General features: G+C 60.3%; 9 protein-coding genes. 1 reads left to right on the plus strand and 8 read right to left on the minus strand.

Annotated features, from left to right (window positions below; translation table 11 throughout):
* The first annotated feature begins 1,398 nt into the window (after positions 1–1,398).
* On the plus strand, positions 1,399–1,617 hold the full coding sequence (locus tag NKI10_RS23770) for a hypothetical protein (protein ID WP_023806607.1): 219 nt from the start codon (positions 1,399–1,401) through the stop codon (positions 1,615–1,617).
* 194 nt (positions 1,618–1,811) lie between these two features.
* On the opposite strand, the gene NKI10_RS23775 is transcribed toward NKI10_RS23770, so the two are convergent.
* The 8 genes from NKI10_RS23775 to NKI10_RS23810 form a co-directional block, all read right to left on the minus strand.
* Positions 1,812–2,903 (minus strand): NAD(P)/FAD-dependent oxidoreductase, encoded by a 1,092-nt coding sequence (locus NKI10_RS23775; protein ID WP_023806606.1) that lies wholly within the window; start codon positions 2,901–2,903, stop codon positions 1,812–1,814.
* Between the two features lie 6 nt (positions 2,904–2,909).
* Positions 2,910–4,370, minus strand: coding sequence for a LodA/GoxA family CTQ-dependent oxidase (locus tag NKI10_RS23780; RefSeq protein ID WP_023806605.1), 1,461 nt, complete (start codon positions 4,368–4,370; stop codon positions 2,910–2,912).
* 23 nt (positions 4,371–4,393) lie between these two features.
* Positions 4,394–5,827 (minus strand): ferritin-like domain-containing protein, encoded by a 1,434-nt coding sequence (locus NKI10_RS23785; protein ID WP_352862132.1) that lies wholly within the window; start codon positions 5,825–5,827, stop codon positions 4,394–4,396.
* 429 nt (positions 5,828–6,256) lie between these two features.
* Positions 6,257–6,622: a hypothetical protein gene (locus tag NKI10_RS23790; protein WP_023806603.1), complete on the minus strand. Its 366-nt coding sequence runs from the start codon at positions 6,620–6,622 to the stop codon at positions 6,257–6,259.
* Between the two features lie 138 nt (positions 6,623–6,760).
* Positions 6,761–9,259: a phospholipase D-like domain-containing protein gene (locus tag NKI10_RS23795; protein ID WP_352862133.1), complete on the minus strand. Its 2,499-nt coding sequence runs from the start codon at positions 9,257–9,259 to the stop codon at positions 6,761–6,763.
* Positions 9,259–10,941, minus strand: a complete 1,683-nt coding sequence (locus NKI10_RS23800; protein WP_156941063.1) for a hypothetical protein — start codon at positions 10,939–10,941, stop codon at positions 9,259–9,261. Before NKI10_RS23800 ends, NKI10_RS23795 begins: the two co-directional genes overlap by 1 nt.
* Positions 10,942–11,021: 80 nt before the next feature.
* Positions 11,022–14,945 (minus strand): S8 family serine peptidase, encoded by a 3,924-nt coding sequence (locus NKI10_RS23805; RefSeq protein ID WP_023806600.1) that lies wholly within the window; start codon positions 14,943–14,945, stop codon positions 11,022–11,024.
* Between the two features lie 228 nt (positions 14,946–15,173).
* Positions 15,174–15,434 carry a hypothetical protein gene (locus tag NKI10_RS23810; RefSeq protein WP_023806599.1) on the minus strand — a complete coding sequence of 87 codons (261 nt, stop codon included), beginning with the start codon at positions 15,432–15,434 and terminating at the stop codon, positions 15,174–15,176.
* Positions 15,435–15,449 lie beyond the last annotated feature (15 nt).

Genomic DNA, 15,449 nt, shown 5'->3' on the forward strand with positions numbered 1-15,449 from the left:
CAGGCTCTCTTGACTATGCTGTATCGCTCGACGGATCGCCTCTGTCGTCGTGGCGCTCCCATGAAGAACCTGGCCCATAGCGCATTCTTTGATTCGGACGAAAAGTATGCGCCATCAAAGTCTGGGATCAAACATCTAGGGTCGGACAGTTTCGCACCGATAACCGAAAGTCGGTTTCCTAAACTTCTCCGTTGATCCCGGATCGACGTTTCCACCTCAGCGGCGTAGGTACGCGGCAACCAGAGGCCGAACACAGTATCTAAGCCGTAGTCGCGCATCCGTGTACGGATGGCCGTCTCATCCTCATCGAGAAAACTGCCAACCTCCATGCCATTGCGCTTAGAAGTCCGCACCCGAACCCGCTCGTTGAGGGTTTCGCGTGGTCGACGCCACTGCCCTCGCCGATTCGCGCGTTGATCTTGCTACGATCCTCCGGAGATAGCCTATAGGCGTCGAATACGAAAAGCCGCTGTGCGGGCGGCTTGTGACAGAGCACGCCGTCGAGAAAGAAATCCTGGGGGCTCCCGCTGAGGCGGTCTTTCGGTGACCGACAGTGCCCCGTCGAATACCGCCTCGACATATTGAGACAATCCTTTGTGGCGTCCGACGAGCGTCATCATTAGTTCGTGTCGGTCGCTGCCAGGGTTTGCGGAACCGATGAACCAGGAAGGTTGCGTCGTTTTAAGAAATCGGAAGAGCTTTGTATGAAAATGAACGGGGCGTCGGCCGACGACGCATACCTGCGGGTTTTGGTATCCAAGCTTGAGAAGATGCGCCCTAACGGCACGCATGTCCTCCCAAACTAAAGGCAGTGTAACCGTCGCGTCCGATCCCACGGCGATCCTAACCCGACAATAGCGCCGACGGCTGCGAGGAAGCCTCTTGAACAGTTCAATGAGCCAGCTTCGACTATAGTATCCGCCGAGGATCGTTATCTCGGTCGCATCGCCGGCTGCTTCCTGCAGTGATTTACCAGATCTAATACGGTGTGCGCCCTCGGATCTGGGTTGGCCTCTAACTCATCGAGAAGAAGGCCAATCGCATCGGCCTTCGCTACATACACGGCCTCCTTATGCGCCAATGGTGGGTCCTCCAGTACTTGTTGACTACCGCGGTCGAATGCAATTGGGAAATAGCGTCCTGACGTCCGCTAGATCCAGCACGAACTATTGGCCAGAATGCAAACGATCTCTTTGCTTGGACCCAACATCTGGTATGGAGCCGGAGGTTCGGCAGTTGGGGCGCGAGCAAACGGTCGACTTGGACTCCGTTACATCAAGAGTGGACTTCAGATCGGCGTAGGGCGGCCTTCGACCAAACCGTTGGAACAATAATGACATTTGCTTGGCGACCCAATCAGTAGGAGGTGCTGATTCATCTTGGACCTCGGCGACCACAATGGAGACGACGCTGCGGCACCTCGGAATCCTTCTGAGTGACAACGCCTACCGTCTTCCAAAGAACATCAAAAAAGGCTGGTGGATTCGGTCCAGCCGCCAGCATCTTACTCGGACCACCGGGGTCGGCGCGATCATGGCCAAGTGGCGCAAACACGGCGTTGTCATCCAGCACGGCCGCCGCCCGAAGCGCATTGTCCGACAAAAGCAGGTTAAATAGCTCCTGGGGTCAACATCCGAAGACCGGGGGCCTTGTTTATCGACTCGGGCGAACCCCACTCGGCGATGCGGCAGACCGAACAAAAGCACTTGCAGGAATGAATCCGTCGGACCCCTGCTCGAAGGCGTCGACTGGCGAATGCACCTTTATTTCAAGGACAACTTCACCCTGCCTGAAACGTCGCAATCCAGTATCTACGAGGAACCAAGCGACACCGCCAATGCGCGTGAGCGCCAGAACGGCGCTTGCCTCCACCGCATTTCCCGCCCGTAGACGTCGTGGCGCGCCGCCAGGAGACGGCGGAATTTTTCCGCGCTTGCTACCGCATATTGGCGCAATGGACGTGAGGACTTGGATTGGAATGCCTTGACGATAGCGTCCGCCGCCGCGGTGCCCGAGTCAACGGCTCGTTCGATGCCGTCTCCGGACAGTGGGTCGAGCGTCCAGGCCGCGTCCCCAGCAACGATCCATTTCCCACGCCAAAGTAAAGTGCGGATTGAAGTGCGGGCATCTCGGACGCCGACGCCGGAAGTGCCGTCAACTCGTGTAAGCCCCGCCAGGAGCGATGAGCTTGCGAGCATCTGCCGGAGAAAGCTGGCGTCTGGCCGGGCAGTCAGCAGATCTGCATCGGTGAAGAAGCAGAGCACGTGGCGCCCCTCGAACGGCACTACATAGAACCATCCGGTCGGCACCGCCTCGACGATAGCGGACGCAGTCATTCGGGCCGGGAGATCGACCAGAACTGAGGCACACACCAGTCCATCGACAAAGTAGCGGCTGGCGTCGGGGTGCACGACCGAGCGGGTACGGCGGCCAGAAGCTTCGATGATGAACTCGGCCACGCATGTGGCTGATCGTCCGACGTGGCGTAGATGGATACAAAACCGGTCTGCTTCGCAGATGACCCCAGCGGCGCTGACATTCCGAAACACCGTCGCCCCCACCTCGGCTGCGGCGTCCTGCAAATGTCGGTCGAACACCGGTCGCGGCAACGACCTGCCCCCCGTCGCATGCCAGAACACTTCGTCGCGCACCGCTTCGTCCGCGCTGCCCCAGACCGAGTGAAATCGCTCGACCGGCCAACCAATGTCGCGCCGCAGCGAAATCCCGGATCGGTCCATTGTGCGGGTCAGCCGGGGTCCGCCGGTTTCGCCGACTCGAGCGCCCGGCTCATCGGCAATCAGCGCGACCGGATACCCGAGCCGCGCCAGCCGAAGGGCGCAGGCGCTGCCGGCGGGACCGCCACCGATCACCGCTGCGAAGTAAGTTGCGGAAGTCTCGTCCACGATCCTCTACGCGACGAATGGGGTCGCACGCTCACTTTCAATGTAGACCTCGTCGTCTCCCTGCTTCAGAATGAAACCGAGAAGTTGGAACTTCTCCACCATGTCGCTTTGCGAGTTCACATCGCGGACCCACTCTTTCGTGTCGTCGAAATCGTCGGACTGTGGCGCTTCGTCCGGACGCTGCGCAGGCCACCAACTGCCTGCGCAATCGTAGAAATCCGCCTGCCACGGCTGCGCCATCAAGGCTGTCAGATCGCCCGCCGCGATCTCTCCATGATCGATGCGATAATCGAAAGGTTCGAGGTAGATGGATCTGTCTTCAACCAATATGCCTGCCTCAATACCGGGGCAGAAACCTTGCCCGACGGCTCCTTCGAGGGAAGCGCGGGTAAGTCCCGAGCCGCTTAGGGCGGGGATATCCAGAGGTGACATATTGAAATCGCCCTGAACCCAGGCGTCTAGCATCGCCTTCTGGCCCGTGGTCAGTTGGAACGGCGGGCCGTTCTCGTCGATGTGCCCATCAAGGATCTTTTCGGCTTCCTTGATGATCTCAAGTGCATTCGCGCGCGCTGTCTTGTGTGCGGCCGCATTGTTGCCGAGGTTAGGAACGTCGATGTCGCTATGTGACCAATTGGATTTTCCATTCACCCAACGATGGCGTCGCGTCCGCTGGATGATGGGCAATATCTCTGCCGCGAAGGAAGGAACTTCTGGGATCGGGGCATTTCCCTTTTCGCGCACAATGTCGAACAGGGTTACTATCCCGCCGATATTCGGCGCGTAGTCCGGCGGACCGATGATGACCCAAGCCCCGCCTTCAGCATCCTGTGTCGCGCCACCCGCAAGCATGACCTTTGCGGTCACGGGTCCATCCGCTACGTCGTCGAACCATTTCTCGTTGTTGTAGAAGCTCGGTCCGACCGCCATACCTGCCGGTGCGCCTGATATCCCGTCGCCACCAGTCACGATCAGGCGACCTTGATCGTCGGTACGCAGTTGGCCAAGCTTCACCTCGACGATGAATGGTTGACCGGTAGGGCCAATTGTTACAAACACACCGCCAAGCGCTGCACTGGACTGTCCGGCGCCGGTGATCGTGGTCTTCGCGGAGACGATCGCCATGCCCTCACTTCCGGCGGCCATCACCGGACGGGTCGCCTTGATGGGAGGCACAGACGGCCGTTCGGCGGCAGCCTTAGTATTGGCCAGAACGACCGACCATTCGACCGTCGCGCCGATAGGCAGTTTTGCCGGTGTCCAGGCCACACCGTCCGTTGATTCGAACAAATGAAACCGCGCACCCTGCTTCCGGATCAACTTGCCGTCGGCGCTCTTGAAACGCGTCGCCTTGGCGCCCGAAGCCGGTTCTATAGGACCTTCCCCTACCCGTTCCGGTCCTAGGAAGAAATCCTCGTCGCCGCCGATCCGTGCAATGCCGATGGCTGGAAATATTCTGTAGCTAACCAATCTATCCTCCCTGCCCTGCTCAATCAGCCGATGCCGGGGCCTGACGGCAGGAAATCGAACAGTTTCTTGTGTTTCTGGTCGGTCTTGCGAAGGTCTTTCAGTACGGTCCCATGGTCTTTATTCTCGGGCTTCACGAACTCCGGCGACGCCTCCACCTGACCGTAGAGATTCTCGAGCCGGGCTAGGATGTCGAGATGGCGCTCGGCCAGTGTGAAAGTGTCCGCCGACTCCAGAAGCGACGTATCCAGATCGTAACACGAGCCTGCGAGAACACCGCCGGGAATGTCGATGGGTTGCGCGGTCAGGATGTCGGAGAGCGGTTGAAGCGTTTCGCGCATTCCCACACGCACGGCCCGCCTGGCCAGTGCCTCGCGCAACTCCGCATCTCCCGCTACATCGCGGCTTAGCGACATTGCGTGAAGAATGCTCAGCGCAACGAGCGTGTACTGCAGGCTCTGCACTCCTGCCCAGAGCCGCGTGTAGCTGTTCAAGATCGCCTGCGGTTTCTCGCCGCCTTGACCCGGCGCAAGCGTCGGCGATGTCGCAATCGCCTTGACGGAGATGCTGCCCGCTTCGAGTGCAGTGACCAGTTTGATGAACTGCTCAAAATGAGTGTCGCTTTCATCGGAGGTATTGAACCCCTCGCCCTGCTCGGTGATGACGTCGATCGCCTTCACCGCCGTCTCGCGTGTCGTTGCCGTCTCCAACAGGAATGAATCGAAGTGGTCGCCCCATTCGGTGGACGTCGCCTGATGAGCCAGGACCACGTCGCTCGGCTGCAGATCCTGGTCGGTCACATGCGTATTGCCCGGCAGATCGACCATTGCGGTTAGATCCATCCAAGCCGTTGCCTCATCCTCGTCCAGAAGGAACCACCGCACCATCGCATAGATCGCCCCGACACGATTGGGCTCGATACCGGCATCCGTCGCGGCGATTTTCTGAAGTCGACTGACCAAAGCCTCCAGTCCATCGGAGACCTTGGCCGGCTGCTCGGCAACCGTGTACTTTGCCAGCGACTCCAGCCGCACCGGCTCCAGGACGAAAGGAATCGGATTGTATTCGCTCAACTTACGCAGGACATCTCGCTGCATGTGCAAAGCCGCCGGTCCGCCAAGCAGAAGCAGCAGATTTTGCACCGTCGCCAGATGTCCCATCTCCTGGATGGCGATGTTGCGCAGCATTTTCGCATAGGAAGGAGGCCCTTCGCCGTCGAGGATCGAGTCCGCGGCATAGAGATACTGAACCAGCAGCGCGTGCTCGACCTCGGCCGCGACCTTCAGCAAGCCGATCGCTTGGTCCTTGGCAGTCTTAGCGTCTGCAACGAGCGGCACTCCGACTGTTTCTAGGAGAGCGCGCTGCTGCTGCAACGGAGGAAGGTTTTGCAAGCCTTCCTGCGAAATACCATCGTAGGTCCGCGCCGCGGGCCTATGCCACCTGAGAACCGGACGCTTCATGCCCTAATCCGCAAATAAGAAGGGAATTTCTGAAAGAGTTCAATAGCGGCTGACGTCGAAGACAAATCAAGAGTAAACTTATATCGTTCTTAGGGCCGAGCACCACAGAATAAGTGATTTTCCTAGGGACGTAAACTCGTCGAATTAGCTGGAGTCCCTATTCGTCGGTCGCCTCTTCTGTATTCCCGGGACCGCGGCTAATGTCCGGCGTGATATCAACGGCCACAGCTTCTCTTTGCTCAACAATTCAACACGATCGAGCGCGTCGAACTCTGGTAGACACCGAAAGAGTGGCGTTCGGTCTCGACACGATGCGCGTCGTACCCATAGGTGTTGGGCGCGCCGGGCGGCTTGCGGACCCGAGGCGATCATGCCAGTGACCCTCATGGGAGCGAGGGTCGGAACCCCCAGACGACCGCATCCAAGTCACTACCACCAACGGTTCCAGAAGCCGCGTCCTCGGGAACCGCTAATGTCCTGCGGCGGCAAGCCCACTTGGTTCGCCGATCGCGGGCTCGGCGACCCCAATGGCTGCGCGGGCGATGTCATCGTGTTGAGTCCAATAGCCGACGCGTAGACGAGGCACCCGTTCAATAGGGCGACGAAGTATGCACTGACATCCGTCGCACCCGCGAAAAAGGCGACCGCGACGATGATAAGCTCCGCGATCACAAGTGAGAGCCACTTGGCGCCGTAGTTGGCGACTGATTGTATCGTATTACCGACAATCACAGTTGCTCCGGTTGCTCCAGCCAAGGTTCCCAGCGTGGCTAGGGTGAAAAGCTCTTGCGGCATTTTGTTGCCTCCAATTTTGGATTCAAACACTTCTGCTGTAACTGCTGATGATCAACTGCAGTCATTATTACTGCGTAGACTGCCGATGCGACTAGACCCCTGAAACGATCCGGCAACGTTTGACGATAGCCGAGCCGCTCAAATGTCCCTGTAGTCGGCCACGCTGGATATCACCACACCACCTTGGGCGAAATCGGAAGCAGATCGGATACCCGCCTCGGCGGGATCGATAAAGTCGGGTGGCGCAGCTCCAGGTTCGCTGAGTTCCCAGTCGGCGTCGAAGAGCTTCGCAAAATAGCTGGCGATGCCAGAATGCTCCACGAGCAGGCTGGCTTCGCGGTTGGAAAGCAACCCGGTTGTCGACCAGTTTTGCGAGCCAAGCAACACCTTCTCATCGTCAACCACGATGAGCTTGTTGTGACAATGGACGAAATGACGGGTCGAGAGATATCGATAGTTTGTATCGAACGCTAAGTCGAAATCGTCCATCGCCTTCACGAATTTCTGTTTCTGGCCCGTATTCAAATATTTTTTCGAGACGATGATCCGCACGTCAAGATCAGGGTGATCCGCGCGTGCATCTGCGATCTCTTGCAGGAGTGCCTCGACCGCGGGCTGCCCGCCGCGGAGGTATTGCTGCTCAATGCGAACGCTGCGCCTGGCGGACCTGAGCAAGAGGCTGAGCGTCGGATGAAAATTTTCCGGTGTGATGACCGGAGTGACGCTGATCGGTGACTCCGGCGTGACGGTGATGCTGGAAAACAGTCTCGTCGGAATCGCTGGCGGCGCTGCTTCGAAGAAGATATCGCTGGCTGGCGAAGCAGCCGCAAGCACACCGGGCGGAACTGCGTCCGGCGGCTGCCCTTGCGACAGCCGCATGTCGCGGGCGACCAGATCGGAGAAGAAGGCTGCCAGTTCGCGCGATTCAACTGCCATCCCCATATCGCGATTGCCGGGTTCGAAACTCCCTATTACCACCCCGTCGCCCTCGTTGAAGGGGATGCTATTTTCCGACCAATTGCCGCTTTGAATCATCGCGATCTCGCCGTCGACCACGATTATCTTCTCGTGTGCGTTGCCAAAGTAGGCCACGGGATTCCCGGCCGAGCTGGATGGCGCCTTGACGCAGTTCGCACCGAGCGCCGCCAATTCATCCAGCACGCTCCGCTCCTCGATGGAATTTGTGTCTAGCATCAGAGATAGAGAGACGCCGCGCCGCATCGCGCGCTTCAGATGTTCTTTCATGTATTCCGCGCTAAAGTCATAGATGCCGATCACGAGTGAGCGGGTCGAGCTATCGATCAGCTTCTTCGTGACGGCGTAGGTTGAATCCGGCGAGGCATAGGCCATGATCCTGCCGGCAACAGAACGGGGAACAAAGTTCGAATCCGGCAGCCGGGGATAGGGCAGCAATGCTGGCGGCGAGGCAGCGTCGTCGGCCGCGTCGGCTTGGTCGAGGCTCTGGCGAAGCACCTGCGGCAGTGCTTCGAAGACGGTGCGTTCGGCGACCGTCTGGTCAGAAAGCGCTTCGTATGCTGCGCTTCGGCCGGGACGCCGGGTCGGCAAAGCAAGCGCATCCGCCGCTTCAGAGGCGACGACCGCAGGCGGCGCACCAGCCTCTCCCCAGCATCCCTCGAAAGAGGCAACCGTACTCTGCCCGATGCGAGTAGCCATGCCCTCCAGCTTGATGGTGATGAAGTCCGCGATCTGTGCGCCGAACTGGATAGGCCGGCCGTCGATCTTGATGTCGCCCACGACATAGCCGCGCCCAGGTGGAACTTCGTAGGTCGCGCGCACGAAATGATCGTTGCTGCCGCGCGTGAAGCGCCAGAAGTTCATTGCATTCTCGCCGTCGGGCGTCACCCAACCCACTGGGTTAAACTGATGAAGATAAAGCCCCACAGGGTTGTTCAGCGTGATATCCGCCAGCCTCCTGGCGAGGGCGTTGACCTGATCGCCGATGAACGGGTCGCTGTGGCGGTTCGGCTCGCCATAACGCGAGCACTGTATCAACGCCTGGGCGTCGGTGATGTCCTGTCCGGCCCGCCTGCGGCGAATGGTTGCGGCAGCGCCCAGCCAGATCTCCGCCCTAAGCGTATTGGAGTCCTGGATCAGATGCACGATGCCGTTGCTGGTCGAGTTGTTGAAGCGGTTCCTGGGCTCGTAGACACCGCCGACAAAGAGGTCTTCGCGCTGGACCGAGGGCGAAACAAGTTCCCGATAGAGCGACACGACCTTTTCCGGGTCCTGGCCAGCCAAGAACTGCCAGTATTCGGGGCCTTCGCAAGTGAAATCGACACGCATGATCTTGCCGCTGGCCGGATCGCGCGCCGCGCTCCATTCGCAATATTCGTCCTGGACACTGCGCGCCGCGTCGGCCCGACGCCAGCGTTGCATATCACTCAGGGAATTGAGGCGCACCTGGCGAGGAAACGCGTTCCACGAGATCACGGCAACCTGCGCGTCCGCGGCTGGCGGATTGGTCAGCGGATTGAAGAACTGATCGCGCGGCCCGTCATTGCGGGCAGGATCTCCTTCGCGGGCGTTGTCGAGCCAGGCAGAGACCTGCTGGCTCCAGGCCTGCTTGCCGGCTGCATCGAGGTCATCGAGAAATCCAGGCGGATCGAAGCGGGGCATTAAGTCTCTCCCTGAGGTGGTTGGGGCTCGTCTGTTTCGGCAGTCCGGACAGGCTCGACACGGCCAAACTCGGTCATCCGCAAGGGAGCGGCCGTCAGCGGTATGTTGGTCCGCGGGGTGGTCAGCGCGAATTCGGCGAGTGGCCTACGGCGAAACCGCCGTCGTCGATACTCCGCTAGACGGAACCAGCCGTCGACGGTCTCGGGATCGGTCATGCCCGCCCTCAACAACGCGAAGTACCGCGCGATGCGCTCCCTGGAGGCGGCTTCGAAATCCACCGTCTCGAAGTTCGAGAGGAACTCCCGCTCCGGACTGTTGGCGCCATTGCCTTGCTGACCTGTAGTGGCACGGATCTCCTCCAGAAATTCCCGTTCCATTGCTTCTCCGGCGTTTGGGCCTTTGGCGACCGTCGGCACATGGCGAAGCAGGGCCGCCCGGCGCGCCGAAAAGACTGGATTTGGGAAATCAGTCATCGTTAGCGCCGCGACGAAGCGCCTGGTCAACAGGCTGGCCAGCACGAGGGCATCGATCAGCTGCGTATCCTCGAAAGCCGGCTCGGGCGTCAGAAAGGCAAAATGCGAGTCGCCCTCGATGCGCAGCAAGCCGTCGGACAGATGAACGTCGTAATCGGCCAGACACCGCCGATAGACCAGTCCCGGGATCACGATGTCGGCATCTGCCGGGTCGTCGGGCTCGAGGCCCAAGGTTGTGAACAGCGTATCGCGGTTGAGAAAGAACGACAGCGGTAGCTTAAGTGGAGTCTGCTCCCCAATCAGGCGGCTCGCCGTTTCCGACGTGGCTAGGTTCACCGTGGTGTCCGTCACAGCCTGGCGCAGGAAGTGGCGAACGTCGTTCCAGCTGCCGTCGGCGTCGACCGCCCGGGCGATACGCGCCGCATTCCAGCGCCGAATGCCAGGTCGCGCAACCTCGGTCTCCATGCGTTCAGCGGTTACGCGGCCAATGAATAGAGGATCGTTCCGCAGTGGATCGTCAGGCGCCAGCGCGTTTTCGTTGATGCCTGCCTGCGGCGCGTGCCAATGAATCCAGGGCGATCGCAGCTCCTTCATGACCGTCGCACCGTTCACATGGCTGTCGAAAGGGCCTTTGCCGCGTGTGGCGGCCTGTAATGCGTGGGACGACATCCCAGCCCAGAAGTAGGCACCAGCCAGCCGCTCGTAGAAATGAAACACCTTGTGCGTATCGTCCCAGCCGATGATCTGCAGAAACGCATCGTCCGCGGCGGAATCGGGTAATGTGCTTGAGGAAACGAGCAACGTGAAGTCGGCTTTTCCACGAACGATCACGAAACGGAATGCGCGCTGGAGCCGATCGGTTTGCGGTGTCCACGGAATATGTCCGCCATCTGCGACCAAAAAGACCAGCTGTCGCGGCAGCGCATCCGGTGTCCCGCCGAGTACGTCGAAGGCTGCAATCAGGCTCCGCGCCGTCAGCGGAAACGGATTGCCGGAGCGCAGCAGTCGGCCAAGAGGGTCATCTAGCTTGGCGAGTTCCTCGGCATCCATCGGCCGTGGGTCGGTATCGATCCCGCCGACTCGACGATAGAGCACATTCGCTTCGGGCGGCACTGCGTCGGCAGGCGCGGCCAGGCACGCACCACCCTTCCGGTAGGGATAGTTGCGCGTCGGGAAACGCTGTTGCTCCCGAGAGATTGTCAAGCCCAACTCCTCTCCATTCGTCAGGCGGCGTCAGCGCCGCATCGAGAATTGACCCTGCTGTCCGAGTCGGATGACCGCCGCCTCCTCTACGCCACGTTCCCGCGATGGACCGCGACAGCCACAAGATCGTTCGGCTTGATGAATCCGGCCAGGTTGATGTTCGACCCGGCTTTCATGGGCAGCGTCAGCGTGGCCTTGCCCGCGGTGTCCGGATTGAGACTGACGTTTCCCTCCGGCTTGCCCTCGACGTAGAAATCCAGCCTCGTCAGTCCGACCGTATTGATGCTCACAAGGCGAAAGCCCGGCTTGGCCGGATCGGAGGCGCCTATTGTGACGCTGATCTCTCGACGAGGTTCCTTCGAGAGGAGTTCTGCGGCACGAGCAAGCAACTCTCGATCACCTTCCATCACATCGGCGCGGGTGGGTCTGTGTATCTCGTCAGGGACGACGCCGAAGTCTTCAAGCAATGCTCCGGCGCGCGGTCCAACTCTCAGGCACTGGCGTATGGCCACGCGCATGCTGGCGTTGTTCGGTAACGGCTTCAGCCCCCATCCCGTCGGAAGGACAAGGTTCAGGAGCCAGTGCTCCCAGACATTCGCTCCGCCGGCGCCAGTGTTACTGGCGACGCCAAGGATCTTGCCTATCCGGTGGTCCTGGAAACCTGCGGCAAACATGTCGGTTGCAGAGTAGCAGTTGCCGTCAACCACCAGCACAACAGGGCCATAATAGCGCTGCCCGATCGAGTTGCAACTGACCGGGTCGGTCAGCGGGAAGGCATGAGAATACAGAGAGCCCGTCTCGACTGCCTCCTCAAGCGATGGGCGCCATTGATCAAGGGGAATCTGGGAACCGACCGGGTTGTTACGTGATAGATCGAGTGTACCCGGCGTGACGACGAACTGCATACGTTCAGGTTCGATTCTCGTCGCGGTAAGTGTCTGGAGCAGTCGCTCGGCAGCCAGGATGCTGCCGCCTCCATTGCCACGCACGTCTAGGATCAGACCATTTGGTGGAGTGCTCCCGAGCAGCCGGACGAATTCCGCAACGAAGCCGTCAGCGTCTTCAACATGAAATGTTCGGATCTGGATGTGGCCATAGGTTACGCCGCCAATGTCGATGGTCCTGGCCCGGAACGCAGCGTTCCAGGGCACCATGACGCTGATCTCCGTGCCGGTCGGATTTTCCTCCAGCGAGTCAGGCGATGCGCTAGCGAAAAAGCCCGAGACTTGCTCACCGAAATTAGCGCTTTGCAGGTTCCGCAAGGCGCCGGAATCGAAGATGAGCTGGCGCGCCTCCCGCACCGCATCCGCCGCGTTATCGAGGCCGAGCACCGCGGCCTGCCCGAGATTTCGTGACAGCAACGCCGCGGGAACGGCAGCTGCCGGCTGCGCCGCCTCCGCCGGAGGCACGATCTTGGCCGGTTGATCGAAGATGACACTCGCCGACCGCGCCATGCTGTGTCGGCTAAAATCCACCGACACATTCGCCGCGAAGGAGATATCCGCCGGAGGCGCCTGCGGAGGTTGCGGCTGAATTTGCGCAAGGGGCGCCGACACGGCCGTCTTGTCGGAGCCGCCCGACGTGGTCGGCGCATAGCGGACGAACCATTGCTGCCGCATCTGTCGCCGCTGAGACAGATTCTTCGGATCGCCGTGTCGCGGCAGAAATTCCAGGTCGACGAAATCGGCATCCGGCGGCAGAGCTGTATTCATGGGCCGGATTGTCAGAGAACTGACGCCTCGCGCGTGGCGCGCCGCGTCGTTACTTCCGGCGGTCTGCTCGGCATTCGCACGCACGGCGCGCTCGATCGCCATCCCGTTCCAGTAGAACAGTTCGCTGCCCGACCCAAATTCGGGAGCGGGGAATTGATGGCCGGTCAACACACGCGTTACAACGTACCTCCGAACTCCGTTCTCATAGAACGGAGCCACCTCGAAAGGCAGGTAGGCGATGTAATCGCGATAAGGCTGCGGAAGCTGATAATTCGTATGAAGGTCGCGTACCGAGTTGAAAACTTGAGTTAGCGTATTGTGAAACGCCAGTTCGTCCCGTTCACCGGCAGGAATATTGCTCTCCTGCATCAGCCGGCGCTGGAGCACGCGAAGTCGCTGGATCGGGCGCACCGCATGGATCGCTTCCTTTAACGGGCGATGGACATAGAAATTGTCGAGCATCTGGATTGCCTGGCCCACGATTAGAATACGATCCTGTTGCGTAAGAGTACCCTCGACGCTTTCGCGAAAGCTCCGAAGCGTCTTGTCGCCAGCCGGAAGCTGTTCGCCGGAGGCCGCGTCGGCAACAATCGGCGTTTCGGCCACCGTCTCCCAGCTGATCGGCCCGCCGGTATTCCTGGGCAGCACCAATTGGCTCTGGCGACGATTGATGCCATGGACCGACTTCGTTTTCGGCGGCTCGGCCACCTCCATCCCGGCCGGCGTGCGCAGTGCCTCTGTAGGCTGGCTTAAGCTGCGGCGACGCAGGGCCTCGGCCACCGCGGCCTCGGCGTTCAGGAACGTGCCGATCGGCTTGCCGGGATCTTCAACCAGCGTGGAGCCCGTTCCGGAAAGGATGTCCCGGACGTCGCCATGTGTCAGGTCCGGGTTCACCGACAGCATCAACGCGACGGTGCCAGCGACCTTAGGGGTCGCACCGGACGTGCCGCCGAAGCCGTTGCGGTAAGAGGAGTCCGACGCATGACCGCAGGTCAGGTCGTGGTTCAGGTCGCCTGGTGCCGAAACCACGACACGGCCGCCGTAGTTGCTGAAAAAGGCGCGTTTGTTCAAGTTGGCGTCGTATGCGGTCGCTCCGACGAGAATCGAGCCGGTTGGATCGAACGGCTCATCGGAATCGGTCCTGTCGGCCGGTCGATTGCCGTTGCCTGAAGCCACACAGACGACGCAGCCGTCGGCAATCGCAGCACGGATCGCACGATGCACGGATGGGATTTGCTCGAAATTGCCGCCGAGCGTAGTCTGAACCTCTACGATCACGACCTTGCGTCGGTTCGCTGAATTGGTGCGACGAACGAAGTCGACCGCCTCGGCCCACGGCTCTTCGAAGACGGGTGCGTTCGGGCCACTGTCCCCTTGGACCGCCCAAAGCGAAGCCTCCGGCGCATATCCGGCCATGCCAACGCCGTCTGCGCGCGCTCCGGCGATGCCGAGCACCGCAGTCCCATGCGCCGCGTGCGATCCTTGCGTCACATCGGCACCGCCATCGACCGCATTGTAGCAGCGATCGATGGAAGCCCGAAATTCCTGGTGAGATGTGCGGCAACCCCAGTCGATATCTGCGACCACAACGTTCGCGCCACGCGAATACTGCCAAGCCTGCGGCACGCGGGTGCGATGAAGATACCACTGCGATTCCAGTCCAGTTGCGGGGTCTGACGTGAGCGGTCCGTCGCCGATCTGCGGATCGGTAGGATCGGGCTCCGACAAGGCGAGCATTGGCGGCGCCGCCTTGGGCACGATAACCGCTTTGGTGACCTCCGGCAGTTGCTTGAGCGCTGTCGTCACCTCGGACGGAGGCGTACCCCCCGGAAAGCGCAGCCGCATGAAGCTGGACAGCGGCGGAAGGCGCTCCAGTGCACTTGCCTGTTCAACCGATGCAGATCCGATTGCGGTCGCGGCCCGAAGCGCATCGAGCCGCGCCTGTTCCGCCTGAACCTGCCCCTCTGTGAACACCGATCGCGCCTCAAGCAACCCATAGCGGCGCAAGACGCCGCGCAATGCCACGTCCGGCGGCGCGGCGCCGGCGCCTTCTGCGAGATAGCCCGCAATGTTGCTCGAGAGCGCAGAGCCAATTGCACTTGCGCTCGGTGCCAATTCAACTTCGACGACGAGGTCTTCTTCCGGTGTGGGCGGCTGACTTGCGGCTACACCCGACGATCCTTCGCCTGTTCCAACCGGTATGAACGGCGACCCCGTGGCCGTAGGGTCCAGCATCATAGCATCTTGCGCCTTGATCGGCTTGGGCGCCGTTTCCGAGGAATTGCGTTTTCTGGCCATCGGTTTGCGGCACCCAACCTCTAAGACATTGCTAATACTTCCGTTTTCACTTTTATCCCGACGCCAGCTTTTGGATACAATACTATCGATCAAATAAATTCAACTAGGAATTGATTTAGAGCGACACGCCGGCGTTCTGAATGGTTGGTAGTACGGAAGTTACTACGACCGCGCCCCTTGACCGGGCGATCGGAGACAACCGCCCGATGGCTAATCACAGGCTACCACCTAAAGCCCACGTCGTGCCGGCTCCTGTGTCATCTCAACTTCAACGAGCTCCGAAAGCTTGCGCCCAACGGCTTCAGTGTCGGCGCCTTCCGTCAATTCGACGTAACCCATTCGAGCTGTTTCAGCGCGCTTCGCCGTAGGATTCAGATATTGCGCAGCTTTTACTTCGGCCCACCCTTCGATCGTCGCCAGCAACTCATCCCGACGGAGTCTGGGGACATCCGGCTTAAAGTTGAACAGCAGTACATCCGGCTGGGGCAAACACACAGTCTCCTG

It is taken from the genome of Mesorhizobium sp. M0802, from assembly GCF_040320115.1.
GTDB lineage: Bacteria > Pseudomonadota > Alphaproteobacteria > Rhizobiales > Rhizobiaceae > Mesorhizobium.